Source organism: Streptomyces sp. NRRL S-495, from assembly GCF_000966955.1.
Lineage (GTDB): Bacteria > Actinomycetota > Actinomycetes > Streptomycetales > Streptomycetaceae > Kitasatospora > Kitasatospora purpeofusca.
Map to the genome: position 1 here is coordinate 13,027 of NZ_JZWY01000297.1, position 14,708 is coordinate 27,734.

The 14,708-nt window shown below is 72.7% G+C and carries 13 protein-coding genes; 3 read left to right on the plus strand and 10 right to left on the minus strand.

Going from position 1 to position 14,708, the window contains the following annotated elements; genetic code table 11:
• Nucleotides 1–117: 117 nt before the first annotated feature.
• The 10 genes from VR45_RS16855 to VR45_RS16900 form a co-directional block, all read right to left on the minus strand.
• On the minus strand, nt 118–600 hold the full coding sequence (locus VR45_RS16855) for a PhzA/PhzB family protein (RefSeq protein ID WP_045940580.1): 483 nt from the start codon (nt 598–600) through the stop codon (nt 118–120).
• Between the two features lie 55 nt (nt 601–655).
• A complete protein-coding gene (phzG, locus tag VR45_RS16860) occupies nt 656–1,378 on the minus strand; it encodes a phenazine biosynthesis FMN-dependent oxidase PhzG (RefSeq protein ID WP_078896589.1) in 723 nt (240 codons plus the stop codon).
• Nucleotides 1,371–2,207 carry a PhzF family phenazine biosynthesis isomerase gene (locus VR45_RS16865; RefSeq protein ID WP_045940581.1) on the minus strand — a complete coding sequence of 279 codons (837 nt, stop codon included), beginning with the start codon at nt 2,205–2,207 and terminating at the stop codon, nt 1,371–1,373. The genes phzG and VR45_RS16865 overlap by 8 nt, the downstream gene beginning before the upstream one ends.
• A gap of 297 nt (nt 2,208–2,504) precedes the next feature.
• The gene (locus tag VR45_RS16870) at nt 2,505–4,457 is read right to left on the minus strand and encodes an anthranilate synthase family protein (RefSeq protein WP_045940582.1); all 1,953 of its coding nucleotides are present in this window, start codon (nt 4,455–4,457) and stop codon (nt 2,505–2,507) included.
• Complete coding sequence (locus tag VR45_RS16875) at nt 4,454–5,077, minus strand: isochorismatase family protein (RefSeq protein ID WP_045940583.1); 624 nt, start codon at nt 5,075–5,077, stop codon at nt 4,454–4,456. The genes VR45_RS16870 and VR45_RS16875 overlap by 4 nt, the downstream gene beginning before the upstream one ends.
• Nucleotides 5,078–5,174: 97 nt before the next feature.
• Nucleotides 5,175–6,350 carry a 3-deoxy-7-phosphoheptulonate synthase gene (locus VR45_RS16880; RefSeq protein WP_045940584.1) on the minus strand — a complete coding sequence of 392 codons (1,176 nt, stop codon included), beginning with the start codon at nt 6,348–6,350 and terminating at the stop codon, nt 5,175–5,177.
• Between the two features lie 36 nt (nt 6,351–6,386).
• Nucleotides 6,387–6,875, minus strand: coding sequence for a PhzA/PhzB family protein (locus VR45_RS16885; RefSeq protein ID WP_045940585.1), 489 nt, complete (start codon nt 6,873–6,875; stop codon nt 6,387–6,389).
• Between the two features lie 332 nt (nt 6,876–7,207).
• Nucleotides 7,208–8,473, minus strand: a complete 1,266-nt coding sequence (locus VR45_RS16890) for an FAD-dependent oxidoreductase (protein WP_045940586.1) — start codon at nt 8,471–8,473, stop codon at nt 7,208–7,210.
• On the minus strand, nt 8,473–8,796 hold the full coding sequence (locus tag VR45_RS16895) for a 2Fe-2S iron-sulfur cluster-binding protein (protein WP_030397790.1): 324 nt from the start codon (nt 8,794–8,796) through the stop codon (nt 8,473–8,475). The genes VR45_RS16890 and VR45_RS16895 overlap by 1 nt, the downstream gene beginning before the upstream one ends.
• Nucleotides 8,797–9,047: 251 nt before the next feature.
• Complete coding sequence (locus VR45_RS16900; RefSeq protein WP_045940587.1) at nt 9,048–9,971, minus strand: LysR substrate-binding domain-containing protein; 924 nt, start codon at nt 9,969–9,971, stop codon at nt 9,048–9,050.
• A gap of 248 nt (nt 9,972–10,219) precedes the next feature.
• On the opposite strand from VR45_RS16900, the gene VR45_RS16905 reads away from it, so the two are divergent.
• The 3 genes from VR45_RS16905 to cydD are packed head-to-tail and all read left to right on the plus strand — an operon-like array spanning nt 10,220 to nt 14,489.
• Nucleotides 10,220–11,515 (plus strand): cytochrome ubiquinol oxidase subunit I, encoded by a 1,296-nt coding sequence (locus VR45_RS16905; RefSeq protein ID WP_045940588.1) that lies wholly within the window; start codon nt 10,220–10,222, stop codon nt 11,513–11,515.
• 60 nt (nt 11,516–11,575) lie between these two features.
• Nucleotides 11,576–12,652, plus strand: coding sequence for a cytochrome d ubiquinol oxidase subunit II (locus tag VR45_RS16910; RefSeq protein WP_052709150.1), 1,077 nt, complete (start codon nt 11,576–11,578; stop codon nt 12,650–12,652).
• A 34-nt stretch (nt 12,653–12,686) separates the two neighbouring features.
• The gene (gene cydD / locus VR45_RS16915) at nt 12,687–14,489 is read left to right on the plus strand and encodes a thiol reductant ABC exporter subunit CydD (protein WP_045940589.1); all 1,803 of its coding nucleotides are present in this window, start codon (nt 12,687–12,689) and stop codon (nt 14,487–14,489) included.
• Nucleotides 14,490–14,708: the final 219 nt, after the last annotated feature.

Below are 14,708 nucleotides of genomic sequence, written 5' to 3' on the forward strand. Positions count from 1 at the left end.
AGAGGACGGACCCCGCGGCTGCGGGGACCTCCCGTCCGTGGTTCCTGGGACACGAGTGGAACTCCATCGAATCTCCTTCGTGCGCGCGTCCGGCACCCGGACTCCCTGCCCGACGGGTCAGTCGGTGGGAATCCAGTCCCGCCTGATGTGCGGGGTCTCGATGCCGAGCGACTTCATGTGCTCGATCGGGTTGGTGTACTCGCGGCTGGCGGCGATGAGGCCGTCCCGGAGCGTGAATCCGTGGATGAAGTGGTTGCGGTAGTGGCCCTCGGGATAGCCGGGGAAGCGGATGGTGCCCTCGCCGTCGCACTCGACCATGACCTGGCCCGGGTCCTGGGTCTCGTACACGCGGACGTCGAACCACCGCCAGTCGGGCAGGACTTCGAGCGAGAGCTCGTTGTGCCGCTTGAGCTTCTCCCGGCCGGTGACGACGATCGGCCGGCCGATGTCGGTGTAGAAGAGCGCGGCGGTGCCGTCCTCGGTGTAGAGGGTGTAGCGGCGCAGCCGGGCCTCCGGGCCGGTCTCCAGGTACTGCTCGACGGCCCGGCGGTTGCGGGCGCGCAGGTCGTGGTGGTCGGTGAAGATCTGTGGCGAGGTCATGACATCTCCTCGGGAGATAGGGCCGGTCGGGGTGCGCGGCGGGCCGCGCGGGGGGTCAGGGCTGGAGCCGGCTGATCCCCCAGCCGTCGGCGGTGCGGTCGTAGCGCAGCCGCTCGTGCAGTCGGTCGGTGCCGTCGGCCCAGAACTCCAGCGCGTCGGGGACGAGTTCGAAGGCCACGTAGGAGGCGGGCCGGGGCAGCGGCTGCCGCGGCCGGCCCAGCTCCAGCGCCTTCGCCCGCAGCTCCTCGAAGTGCTCGAGGTCCTCCACCGGCCGACTCTGCCGGGACACCGTGGTCATCGGGTGGGTGAACACCGCCCTGGCCGCCCACAGCTCCTCCGCCGTGGCGTCGGGCAGCTGCCGCACCGGGCCGGCCAGCACGATCTGCTGGCTGGTCTCGCGCCAGTACAGGACGCCGGACGCCCACGGGTTCTCCACCAGCTCCCGGCCCTTCTGGCTGTCGGCGTGGGTGGCGAAGACGATCCCGGTCTCGGTGATCCGGTTGATCACCAGGATCCGGGACGAGCTGCGGCCCCGGGCGTCGGCGGTGGCCAGCGCGAGCGCGCGGGGCTCCCGCACGCCGTGCTCGGCCGCGGCCGCCAGCCAGGAGTTCAGCAGGCCCATCGGCTCGGCCGGCGGGGTGCGGAACTCCGGGAAGTCGAGCGCGACGGTCCCGGTCAGCGACTCGGACCGCTTCCGGTCGGGCTGGTCGGCCCTGACCGGCCGGTCGGACTGATCGGACTGGACGGACTGGACGGACTGGACGGACTGGTCAGACATGCAGCACTCCTTCGATGGTGACGACACCGTGGCCCGAGACCTCGACGCTGTCGACGCGGTCGCCCTCGCCGTGCACCAGCGCGCCCATCGGCGAGGGGCGGCCGATCTCGACGCCCTGGGTGATCTCGATCCGGCGCCCGTAGACGCCCAGGCCGTGCCGGGCCAGGTGGATGGCGATGGGCCCGGCGGCGGAGCCGGTCGCGGCGTCCTCCACGACCCCGTACGCGGGCGAGAACATGCGGTTGCGCCAGGTGGTCCCGGAGCCGGCGATGCAGTTGGTCGCCATGTCCGGGAACCGGGCCAGCGCACGGTGGTCCGGGTCCACCTTGGACAGCGCCTCGACGCTCTCGAAGCCGACCAGGACGTGCCGCGGGCCGTTGCGGTAGATCTCCACCGGCAGCGTCGAGGAGCTCACCCCGAGCGCCCACAGCAGTTCCTCGGCCCGCTCGAACGGCTCCCAGACCGGCACCGGCTGGCGCATGCTGGTGGCGACGGTCCGGCCGTCCACCCGCTCCAGGTCGAACGGGATGACGCCCATCGCGGTCTCGATCCGCAGCGTGTCGGCCTCGGTGTGTTCACCCAGCGCGATCGCCGTGCCGAGCAACGGGTGCCCCGCGAAGGGGAGTTCGTTCACCGGGGTGAAGATCCGCACATGGTGGTCCCCGCCCTGCTTGGGGGTGAGGACGAAGGTGCTCTCGGAGAGGTTCATCTCCCGGGCGATGCGCTGCATCTGCTCGCCGGACAGGTCGTCGGCCCCGAAGAAGACCGCCACCGGATTGCCGGTGAGGGGCCGGCGCGCGAACGCGTCGACGACGACGTACTTGTGCATGGGTCCTCCCGCTCTCGTCTTTCTCGTCATGGGGAATGCGGGCCGCGGCTCGGCGGCGGGGGTGTGCCGCACCTCGGCGCCGGGCGCGCGGGTGCGCCCCGGCCGGAGCACACGGATGCGCCTCGTTCGGACGGCGCGGGTGTGCCTCGTTCGGACAGCGAGGTGCGCCGGGCCGCGCGCCGGATCGCGACGCGGCCACGGGCAGGGGGGGAGCCGGACCGGCACTCACGGGGGAGAGCGCCGGCCCGGCGGTCCTGGGGCGGCCCGGCCGCCCGGCGGTGCCGGGCGGCGGGCGGCTCAGGCGGGGTCGGGGACCCGCGCCGGACCGAGCAGTCCGGACAGGGCGGTGGCCACGATCCGCGGCCCCTCCCTGGTGAGGACGGACTCGGGGTGGAACTGGAGCGAGGCGAAGCCGGGACCGCGCAGCGCGTGGACCTCTCCGCTCTCCGGGTCCCGGCTCACCAGGACCCGGCCCACGCCCTCGGCGGCGAACTCCTCCGCCTCGGCGACCAGGGCGAAGGTGTTGTAGAACCCGACCCGCTCGGCGCCGCCGAACAGGTCGACCGCCTTCTGCACGCCCTGGTTGGGCACGGCGCGGCGGCGGATCGGCAGCCCGAGCCGCAGTCCGAGCAGCTGGTGGCTGAGGCACACCGCGAGGAACGGCCGGCGTTCGGCGAGCAGGGTGTCGAGCGCGGCCCGCAGGTGGCGCATCTTGGGATGCGCGGCCTCCTGCGGATCGCCCGGCCCCGGCCCCATCACGACCAGGTCGTGGCCCTCGAAGGCGTACTCCTCGTCGAACCGGCGGACCGTGACCCGCAGGCCCAGGGAGCGCAGCTGCTGGTCGATCATCGAGGTGAAGGTGTCCTCCGCGTCGATCACCAGCACGCTGCGCCCGGCGAGTTCGGGCCGGGCGGAGACCCGGGACGCGGTGTCGGCGAGCCAGAAGTCGGCGACGGACTCGTTGCGCGACTCCAGGGCCCTGAGCACGCTCGGGTGGCCGGCGAAGCGCTGCTGCTCCCCGCCGTCGAGCGCGGCGACCAGCCCGGCCGCCTTGGCCCGGGTCTCCGCCGCCTCCGAGGCCGGGTCGGAGTGCCGCACGATGGTGGAACCCACCGCGATGCCGATCCGCCCCTGCTCGGAGATGTCCGCGGTGCGGATCAGGATCGCGGTGTCCATGACCCGCTCCCCCGCCGCGTCCCGGCCGATCAGCGCGGCCACTCCGCTGTAGTAGCCGCGCCCGCCCGGCTCGTACCGGTGGATGATCCGGCAGGCGCTCTCCACCGGGCTGCCCGTCACGGTGGGCGCGAACATCGTCTCGCGCAGGATGTCCCGCACGTCGCGATCGGTCCGGCCCTCGATCAGGTACTCGGTGTGCGCGAGCCGGGCCATCTCCTTGAGGTAGGGACCCACCGCCCGGCCGCCGTCCGGACAGATCCGGGCCATCATCTTGAGTTCCTCGTCGAGCACCATGTAGAGCTCGTCGGTCTCCTTGCGGTCCGCCAGGAACTCCAGCACGCCGGCGAGGGTCGGGCCGGACGGCGGGTAGCGGTAGGTGCCGCTGATCGGGTTCATCACCGCGATGCCGTCGCGGAGGCTGACGTGCCGCTCCGGCGAGGCGCCGACCAGGGTCCGTTCCCCGGTGTGCACCAGGAAGGTCCAGTAGGCGCCGCTCTCCCGCTCCAGCAGCCGGCGGAACAGCGCCGGCGCGCTCAGCGGCCCGAAGTCGGTGATGTCGGCGACGAAGGTGCGCTTGATGACGAAGTTCGCGCCCTCGCCGGTGCCGATCATCTCCTTGACGATCCGGCCCACGACCTCGCCGTACGCCTCGTCGTCGACGTCGAAGGCACCGCCGGCCAGCGGGGTCGGCACGTCCGGGATCCGGGCCAGCGCCCGGTCCAGCGGCAGCCGCTGCTGGCCGGTGACGGTCATCGCCACCAGCGGGGTCCCGTCGTCGGCGGCCTCGAAGCCGCGCTCGGCGAGCTGCCGGTAGGGGACCACCACGAGCACCTCGTGCCGGTCCCCGACGACGGGCGCCGCGGCGGCGGCCGCCTCCGCACCGGGCAGCGGGATCTCGGCCAGCGTGGCGGGCAGCGCGACCGAGCCGGTCAGCACCTCCACCACCGGACCGGTGTCCCCGGCCGCACCGGGCCGGTGCAGCAGCGCGAAGGCCTCCGGCCGGCCCGCCAGCACCTCGGCGAGCAGGTCGGGACCGCTGTCGGGCCCGGGGGTCCCGGGCAGGTCGCGGGTCATCCGAACAGCCCCTTGACGGTGGTGACCCGGGCACACCGCTCGGCGGCGTACTTCAGCGCGGACCGGTGGTACTCGGCGGAGAAGTCCGCCGTGGCGTCGGCGACGAGGAACACCTGGATGTCGTTGGTGAAGGCCTCGATCGCGGTGGCCAGCACGCCCACATGGGCGTAGACGCCGCACAGCACGAGCTGGTCGCGGCGGGTGTCGCGCATCCGCTCCAGCAGGTCGGTCCGGAAGAAGGCGCTGTAGCGCCACTTGGTGAGCAGCCAGTCCTGCGGGGCCGGCGCCAGCGCGTCGACCACCTGGCGGTCCTCCGGGGCGGGGCGCATGCCGGGGCCCCAGAAGTCCTTGAGGAGGCCGCGCTGCTCGTCGGTCATGCCGCCCGGCTGGGCGGTGTAGGCGACCGGGACGCCCAGGCCGGCACAGCGGTCGCGCAACCGCGCCGCGTTGCCGACGAGTTCGTTCCTGGTGCTCTCGGGGATGGACTCTAGGAAGTACCGCTGCATGTCGTGGACGAGGAGGACCGCGCGGTCCGCCTCGGCGGTCCAGGACACGGTGGCCGGCGGCAGCTCGCCCTCGGCCGGTAACGGGTACGACTGGATGGGGGGTATGCCGGTCATGGCTCCGGTTCTTTGCTTGATGCGCGGGCGTGGTGGGGCGCGCAGAGCGGGGCGGAGGATGTGGCGCGAAGGACGTGGCGCGGTGACGGCCGACCGGTCAGACGGTCCAGGCCGACACCACGGCGACGGCCTGGGCCGGGTTGAGCCGGGGGTCGCAGCACGAGGTGTACCGGTCGCCGACGGAGCCGAGGTCGGCCTCGGTCGAGGCGCACTCGGTCACGTCGTCCGGAGTGGTCTCCAGGTGCAGCCCGCCGGCCACGCCGCCCGCGCCGCGCACGGCCTCGACGAACCGCGACACCTCCAGCGCCACCGTCTCCACCAGGCGCGTCTTGTACCCGCCGGGCGCCGTGACGGTGTTGCCGTGCACCGGGTCGCTGAGCCAGACCACGGGGTGGCCCGCGCCGCGGACCGCGTCGACGAGCTTCGGCAGCCGGTCCGCCACGTTCTCGGCGCCCATCCGCGCGATGAGCGTGAGCCGGCCCGGATCGCGCCACGGGTCGAGCTTCTCGCACAGCGCGAGCAGCTCGTCGGGCTCCATGCCGGGGCCGACCTTGCACGCCACCGGGTTGGCCACCTGCGACAGCAGTGCGACGTGGGCGCCCTCGACCTGACGGGTGCGCTCGCCGATCCACGGCCAGTGGGTGGAGCCGAGGAACAGCCGGCCCTTGTCGTCGACGCGCAGCATCGGCGCCTCGTAGTCGAGCAGCAGTGCCTCGTGGCTGGTCCACACGAGGGGTTCGACCACGTCGCGGCCGGCCGCCCGGTCGCGCCAGCCGAGGTGCTCGACGATGTCACCGGCCGCCATGTAGCCGGTGAGGATGCGCAGCGGATCGGGCCGGCGGATCTCCGGGTCCGGCTCCGGTCCATTCACCATGTGCCCACGGAAAACCGGAAGTTCGACCCCGTCGATGACTTCGGTGGGCTTGGAACGGGGCTTGGCGAACTGCCCCGCGATACGGCCCGCGCGGAGGACCGGCTTTCCGGTCCGCAGACCGAGGGTCCCCGCGAGCAGGTCGAGCAGCGCGGACTTCCGCGCCACATGTTGACGTGTGCATTCCTGCGGATCCTCGGCGCAGTCCCCGGACTGCAGCACGAGCGCCTCTCCGAGCGCGACTTTTCCCAGCAGGGTTCGCAAGGTCGCAAGGTCGTCCGGCTGGACCAGGGCAGGGCGAGAGGCCAGTGCCTCGCCCACCCGATTGACCTGGGGTAGGTCGCTCCATTCGGGTTGTTGCAACGCCCCGCGGATACGAATCTCCCGTATAACGTCTTCCACGACGTACTCCGATCCGGCGGTCTATTTATTGATTTCTCAGGTAGGTATTCCGGTCCGCTTGATCTCGGGGACCGGAATACCCAGGGCACGCAGCTGCTGGAACGGGTTCATGAACTCCCGCTGCAGCGTGATCCGCCCGTTCTCCAGTTCGAACGAGTGGATGAAGTGGTTCTCGTACCAGCCCTCGGGATAATCGCCGAAGAGGATCTTCCCGCGGCCGTCGCACTCGACCCAGAAGCGGTTCGGATCCTGGGTCTCGAAGATCTCGACGTTGTACCACTCCCAGTCCGGGAAGCACTTGAGCGACCAGACGGCGTGCTCGCCGAGGCGGTCCCGGCCGTGCGTGGCCACCGGGGAACCGGTGTCGGTGGTCCACAGGCCGCCCACGCCGTCCTCGGTGAAGAGCTCGTGCCGGCGCAGCCGGTCCTGACCGAGGGTCTTCATGTACCGCTCGACGACGGCCCGGTTGAGGCGGCGCAGCTCGGCCTCGTCGGTGAATCCCTGCGGGCTGACGGATTCAGGCACGGTGGTATCCCCTGTTTGTTATTCGGACGAGTGAATGAGCAAGCAAGCGATCTTGTTTGAATCCTGCCTCACCGGCAGATGTTTCCGCAACAGCGGCTTATGAACTAACTGTGAAGGTTCGGACCCGGCGGGCCCGCCCCGGGCATGGCCGAAAACCGTCCGGGGATAAAAAAACGGTTGTTCTTCAGCCGCACTTTTGAAAGCAGTGGGGCCAATGTTTTCGGAATCCTTTGTTCCGTTGCCGGGCGCCCGCGCCGGGGTACGGCGGCGCGGGCGCGATCCGGGCACGGTCCGGTCGGGGTCCGGCGAGTATCGGCCAACCGGACGTCCGGTCAGCCCACGGGCACGGCGGGCTCCTCCCGGCGGCTCGTGAGGTGGCCCCGGAGCGTGAAGCCGGGGGCGGCGGCCTCGACCGGGTTCAGCGACACCCCCCGGTCCAGCAGCTGCCGGGCCGCGAGGTGGTCGGTGGGCCGGTTGACCGACTCCACCGCCTGCAGCTCGCCGCCCCGGAACAGCAGGACCGAGAACGCGTCCGGGTCCTCGCCGACCACCACCTCCGTGTCGTGGCCCTCGTCCAGGCCGGCGATCTGCACGGTCGTCGCGAACTGGTCGCTCCAGAACCACGGCAGCTCGCGGTAGCCCCGGCTCTCGCCGGTCAGCCGCGCGGCCACCAGCTCGGCGTGCCCCACCGCGTTCTGCACGGACTCCAGCCGCAGCCGGTTGCCCGAGCGCACCTGCGGGAACGCCGCGCAGTCGCCGATCGCCGAGATGTGCGGATCACTGGTCAGCAGGTGGGCGTCGACGACGATGCCGCCGCTCACCCGCAGCCCGGCCGCGGCCGCGAGACCGGTGCGCGGGATCACCCCGATCCCCGCCAGCACCAGGTCGGCCGGCAGCCGGGCGCCGTCGGCCAGCTCCACCGCCGTGACCGCGCCCCGCTCGTCGCCGTGCAGGGCGGCGACCCCCTGGCCGAAGACCAGCCGGGAGCCCTCCCGCCGGTGCAGCCGGGTGAAGTGCTCGGCCGTGCGGGCCGAGACCACCCTGGCCAGCGGGCGGTCCAGGGCCTCGACCACCGTCACCTCGCACCCCGCGTTGCGGGCCGCCGCGGCGAACTCCAGGCCGATGAACCCGGCCCCGACCACCACCGCGTTCCTGGCCGCCCCGAGCGAGGTGCGCAGCGCGGCGGCGTCCTGCGCGGTGCGCAGGGTGTGCACGCCGCGCAGTCCGGCCCCCGGCACGCCGAGCGTCCGCGGGGTCGCCCCGGTGGCCAGCACCAGGTGGCCGTACTCGTAGACCGAGCCGTCGGCCAGCCGGACCGTGCGGGCGGCCGGGTCGACCGCCGTCACCGACCCCGCGACCAGTTCGATCGACTGCCGCGCGTAGTAGCTCACCGGCCGCAGCCAGAGCTGTGCCTCGTCCGCCTCCCCCTTGAGGTAGGCCTTGGACAGGGGCGGTTTTTCGTAGGGGAGTTCGTCCTCGGCGTCGATGAGGACCAGCCGTCCGCGGTAGCCGTGCTCACGCAGCGAGGCCGCCGTCTGGTAGCCGCCCTGGCCGGCACCGACGACGACGACCGAGTCGGGGTGGGATCCCTCGGCCATCACTTCTGCCGCTCGGGCAGGTGCACGATCAGGCCGTCCAGCGCCTCGGTCACCGTGAGCTGGCAGCTGAGGCGGCTGTTGGGACGGCGCGGGCAGGCGGTGAAGTCCAGCATCTCGTTCTCGTTCGGCTGGATCGGCTCCGGCTTGTCGAGCGTCGACTCGTCGACGTAGACGTGGCAGGTGGCGCACTGCAGATTCCCGCCGCACTGGGCGACGATGCCGTCGATGTCGTTGAAGACGGCCCCGCGCATGACGCTGGTGCCGGCCTGGACGTCGATCGTGCGCTCGGCCGCGTCCACGGCGACATACGTGATCTTGGGCATGACGGAACTCCTCGATGGCGCCCGGGCGCGCGCACATGGGCACGCCGACACAGGGCACCGGTCAAGTGGGTGAATGGAGGGAGGACGGCGCCGCCGGTGGTTGCCGCAGGAAACGTCGATCCTGCCAACCCGCCATCTCATACCGGCCATTCGGACACGCGAAGCCCTCGGCCAGGACACGGCAGCGCTTTTGAGCGTAGCAAAGGAGTCCGGGGCACGCCAGGATCGATCTTCGGCGCGTCCGGCGCGGCTCAGACCGACTCCCGGCCCATCCTCGGATCCGGCCGACGGTGCGTCATGAGTGGCCTGCTGACCGTGAATTCACGGAACCGGCGGGCCGCCTCGGACTGGTAGGCGTCCCGGTTCCAGACCAGGGTGAGCACCCGGTAGCAGTTCGGCGCGGCCACGTGCACCCAGGCCACCGGGACGTGCGAGTCGGTGCCCGCCAGCCGGGACATCGCCGGGATCAGGCCGATGCCCAGCCCGGTGCTGATCATGTCCTGGCTGGCCCCCGGCTCGTCGCCCTCGCAGGACAGCCTCGGGGTGAGCCCCTCGGTGGCGAACAGCCGCTCCAGCAGGGCCCGTTGCCAGTTGCCCCGGCGGGTGGTGACGAACGGCTCGTCGGCGATCTCGGCGATCGTCACGCTCTCCCGGCCGTCCAGCCAGTGCCCGCGCGGGACGGCCAGCAGCACCTCCTCCCGCAGCAGCTCGACCGAGTCCAGGTTGGCGGCGGTCAGCGGCTGCGAGGCGACGCAGAAGTCCACCTCGCCGGCCCGCAGTTGCCGGTCCATCTCCTCGACGTTCGACTGGAAGAGCCGCACCTCGGCCCCGGGGAAGGCGGCCCGGAAGCTGCCCATCAGATGGGCGACGGTCAGCAGGGTCTCGGAGGCGACGCCGACCCGGCCGAGCCCGGTCTCCCGGGCCTCGCGCAGCGCCCGGCGCCCGTCGTCGAGCTCGCTCAGCGCCCGGTCGACGTGCCGCAGGAACACCACGCCGTACTGGTTGAGCCGGATCCGCCGGCCCTGCCGGTCGAAGAGCGGCGAGCCCAGCTCGGCCTCCAGCCGGGCGATGGTGCGGCTGAGCGAGGGCTGGGCGACGTTCAGCTCCTCGGCGGCGCGGCTGATGTGCTCGAAACGGGCGACGGCCTGGAAGTGACGGAGTTGCAGCAAATCCACGGTTCACCTCTGCTCATGTCCGACGGGTTATCCATACATAGCAAAACCGGTCTTGGAAGACATAAGCAATCCTCGCCTAACGTCAGCGGCGGGGTTCGTCGCGCAGGTGGCGGGCAGCGATGCCCGCCACCTGCACACGCGAGCGAGGAACCCTCCCCTTCCCAGCGTCCGCTCCCCGCGTCCGCTTCCCCGACACCCTCATCCGTCCGCCGACCCGGAGGCCAACCGCCCCCCAGGAAGGTCGCATCATGAGCGCTGCGGATCTGGCCCGACTCCAGTTCGCGGCCACCACCAGCGTGCACTGGCTGTTCGTCATCCTCACCATGGGGCTGGTCCCCATCGTGGCGATCATGCACACCCGGGCCGCGTACACCCGCGACCTCGCCAAACGCGCGGTCCGGGAGCGCATGACTCGCTTCTGGGGCCAGCTCTACGTCATCAACTACGCGGTCGGCATCGTGACCGGCCTCGTCATGGAGTTCCAGTTCGGACTCAGCTGGAGCGGACTGAGCAAGTTCGCGGGCAATGTCTTCGGCGCGCCACTGGCGCTGGAGACCCTGATCGCCTTCTTCGCCGAGTCCACCTTCCTCGGCATGTGGATCTTCGGCTGGGGCCGGATGCGGCGCGGCATCCATGTCACGCTGATCTGGCTGGTCGCGCTGACCGCCTACCTCTCGGCGTTCTGGATCCTGGTCGCCAACGGCTTCCTCCAGCACCCGGTGGGCTACGAGGTGCGCGACGGCGTCGCCTACCTGACCGACTTCTGGGCGCTGGTCACCAACGCCAACGCCCAGGTGGCGCTCGCCCACATCGCGCTCGCCGCGCTCACCACCGGCGGCATCTTCGTGGCCGGCATCAGCGCCTGGCACTTCGCCAAGGGCACCAAGGAGACCGAGCTCTTCCGGAGCTCGCTGCGCCTGGGCGTCTGGGTGAGCATGCTCTCCTCCTTCTTCGTCATCATCGTGGGCAACCTCCAGGTCCCGGTCATCGAGAAGACCCAGCCGATCAAGGCCGCCATCCTGAGCGGCGGCGACCTCGCCGCGGCGCAGGCCCAGGAGGTCGCCGCGCACGGTCCCGGGGACTACCTGCCCTGGACGTCCTGGGTGAAGAACTCGATGGACCTGATGACCATCCTCGGCAACACAGTCTCGACCATCACCTTCATCGCGGTCTTCCTGCTGCTGAAGGACCTGCTGGTGCGCAAGCGCTGGCTCGCCTACCTGATGACCGCGATCATCCCGCTGCCCTTCATCGCCTCCGTCGGCGGCTGGGTGGTGCGCGAGATCGGCCGCCAGCCGTGGCTCGTCTACGGCCAGTTGACCGTCGACGACGCCGTCTCGAACGTGAGCAAGGGCGCCCTGGTCGTGTCCTGCACGGTGTTCATCGCCATCTTCCTCGCCCTCGCGGTGACCAACTGGACGCTGATCACCCGCTTCGCCCGCCGCGGCCCGGACGGCGCCCAGCTCGGCGCCGGCGACCCGCTCCCGGACGACCTGCCCGGTGCGGGCGGCGCCGACGAGAAGCAGCCGGTCCCGGCCTTCTGAGCGGGCCGAGCGCTCCCGCACCGAGATGAACTCCTCTGACGTGACGGAAGGTTGGGCTAAATGAGCCTGGAGACCCTCTGGCTGGCCCTCCTCGGCCTGCTGCTCGCCGGCTACTTCGTACTGGGCGGCTACGACTACGGCGCCCAGATGCTGTCCCCGTTCCTCGGCTCCGCCGACGCGGGGCCCCGGCCGGACGCCGGCTCCGGCACCGGAGCAAGTGCCGGACCCGGCACCGGCGCCGGACCGGGCGGGCGGAACGCCGCGCTCGACGCGATCGCGCCGTTCTTCCTCGGCAACGAGGTCTGGCTGGTCGCCTTCGCCGGCGTGATGTTCGGCGCCTTCCCGCACCTGGAGGGCAGCCTGCTGTCCGGCCTCTACCCGCTGATCGTGGCGATCCTGGCCGGCCTGGTGCTCGGCAACGCCGCGATCCAGCTGCGCGGCCGCTCCCGCGGCCCGCGGGCGGTCAAGGTGTGGAACGCCCTGGTGGTCCTCGGCGGCGCGCTGCCCGCCGTGTGCTGGGGCATCGTGGTCGGCCTGCTGCTGCACGGCGTGCCCCGCCGGGCCGACGGCTCCTTCCACGTCGGCGCCGGCGAGGTGTTCGGGCCGTTCGCACTGACCTGCGGGGTGGCCACCGCCCTGCTGTTCGCCGGGCACGGCGCGGCCTTCGTCGCACTCCGCTCGGAACCCGGAACCGCAGCCACCGCCCGGCGCATGGGCGCCACCCTGCTCGCCGCGGCGGGCGGCGCCGGAGCCCTGGCGCTGCTGCTCTCGCTGTTCGGGGCCGGCGCCTCGATGAGCAGGACGGGGACCTCGGTGGTGCTGTTCGTCCTGGTCGTGGCGGCCATCGCGGCCGGGTGGTGGTACCTCAACCGGGGCCGCGACACGCTCGCCTTCACCGCCACCTGCCTGGCGACCGCGCTGCCGGTGCTGCTGATCGGGGCCGGCCAGTACCCCTACCTGCTGTCGGCCTCCTCCGGCGGCGGGATCACCGTCGACGACGCCGTCGCCGACGAGGCCACGCTGAAGGTGCTGATCGCGTTCGGCGTGGTGATCGTCCCGCTGATCCTGCTCTACCAGGGCTGGAGCTGGTGGGCGTTCCGCGGCCGCACCGGCCGGCGCCACCCCAGCTACTTCTGACCGACCGCCTGGCGGACCACGGAGGGACCACGGGATGAAGCCGGCCGAACGCCGCCTGCGGCGCGAGATCCCGGCGCTCCGGCGCCACTTGACCATGTCCACCGCACTCGCCCTGCTGGGCGCCGGGCTCGCCCTCGGCCAGGCCGAACTGCTGGCCGGCCTGCTCGCCGACGGCTTCGCCGGACGCGGCCGGTGGACCGGCCCGCTGGTCGCGCTCGGCGCCGTCCTCGCCCTGCGCGCCCTGCTGGCCTGGGCCCGGGGCGCCCTCGCCCAGCGCGCCGCCGCCGCGACCAAACGGGACCTGCGCGACCGCCTCACCGCCCACCTGCGGGACACCGGCCCCCGGCGGCTGGCCGCCGGCCGGCACGGCGAGACCGCCACCCTGCTCACCCGCGGCCTCGACGCCCTGGACCCCTACCTCACGGGCTACCTGCCCACCATGGCCGCCACCGCCGTGGTCCCGCTGGTGGTGGTCGTCCGGCTCGGCCTCGCCGACTGGACCTCCGGGCTGATCGTGGTGATCACCCTTCCGCTGATCCCGGTGTTCGGCGCGCTCGTCGGCCTGCACACCGCCCAGCGCACCGCCCGGCAGTGGCGGCTGCTGGCCCGGCTGGGCGGCCACTTCCTGGACGTCGTCGCCGGGCTGCCCACCCTGCGCGCGTTCGGCCGCGAGCGGCACCAGACCCGGGTGGTGCGGGAGATGGCCGACGCGCACCGGCGCGCCACCATGCGCACCCTCCGGGTCGCCTTCCTCTCCTCCCTCGTCCTGGAGACCGTCGCCACCCTGTCGGTGGCACTGGTCGCCGTCCCGGTCGGCCTGCGGCTGCTGGACGGCGCGCTCGACCTGCGCACCGCCCTGGTCGTGCTCTTCCTCGCACCGGAGGCCTATCTGCCGCTGCGCGCGGCGGGCGCGGCCTTCCACGACAGCGCCGAGGGCATCGCGGTGGCCGAGCGGGTGTTCACGCTCCTGGACGACGCGGACGGCGCAGGCGCCACGGACGGCGCGGGCGGCAGCGACAGCACGGGCGACACCGACAGCGCGGGCGACGCGGACCCCGCCACCGCACCGACCGCCCGGCTCCTGGTCAAGGCCCCGGCCAAGGCCAAGGCCCCGGTCCCCGAGGCCCGCACCGCGCGGCTGCGCCTCGACGGCGTCACCGTCCACCACCCCGACCGCGCCGAACCCGCCCTCGCCGAGGTCTCGCTCACCGTCCACCCCGGCGAGCACCTGGCCCTGGTCGGCCCGAGCGGCGCCGGCAAGTCCACCCTGCTCGCCCTCCTCCTCGGCTTCGTCACCCCCGGCGCGGGCCGGGTCCTGGTCGACGGCACCGACCTCGCCGCGCTCGACCCCGACGCCTGGCTGGCCCAGGTGGCGTGGGTCCCGCAGCGCCCGCACCTGTTCGCCACCTCCGTCGCCGACAACATCCGCCTCGGCCGCCCGGACGCCACCGACGCCGAGGTCCGGGCCGCCGCCCGGGCCGCCTGCGCCGACGGCTTCATAGCGGCACTGCCGCAGGGGTACGACACCGTCCTCGGCGAGCACGGCGCCGGACTCTCCGCCGGCCAGCGCCAGCGCACCGCCCTGGCCCGCGCCTTCCTCAAGGACGCGCCCGTCCTCCTGCTCGACGAGCCCACCGCCCACCTGGACCCGGAGAGCGAGGCCGCCGTCACCCGGGCCACCGCCGAGCTGATGCGCGGGCGCACCGCGATCGTGGTCGCCCACCGGACCGGCCTGCTGCCGCACGCCGACCGAATCCTCACCGTCCGGGCCGGGACCGTCGGACCCGCCCCGGCCCGCCAGGCCGCCGCGGACCTCACCGGGCTGGTCCGCTCATGACCCGCCCCTCCCCCGCGGCCGCCGTCCCCGCGACCGGCCTCCCCGCGACCCGACCGCTCGCCCCCGGAGCTCCGATGCCCGACCCCACCGCCCCCGGCTCCCACCCCACCCTCCGACTGCTGCGCCAACTGCTGCCGCACTGGCGCCGGCTGCTGCCCGCCGTGCTCGCCGCCGCCGGCAGCGAACTCAGCGGCGCCGCACTGATGGCCACCGCCGCCT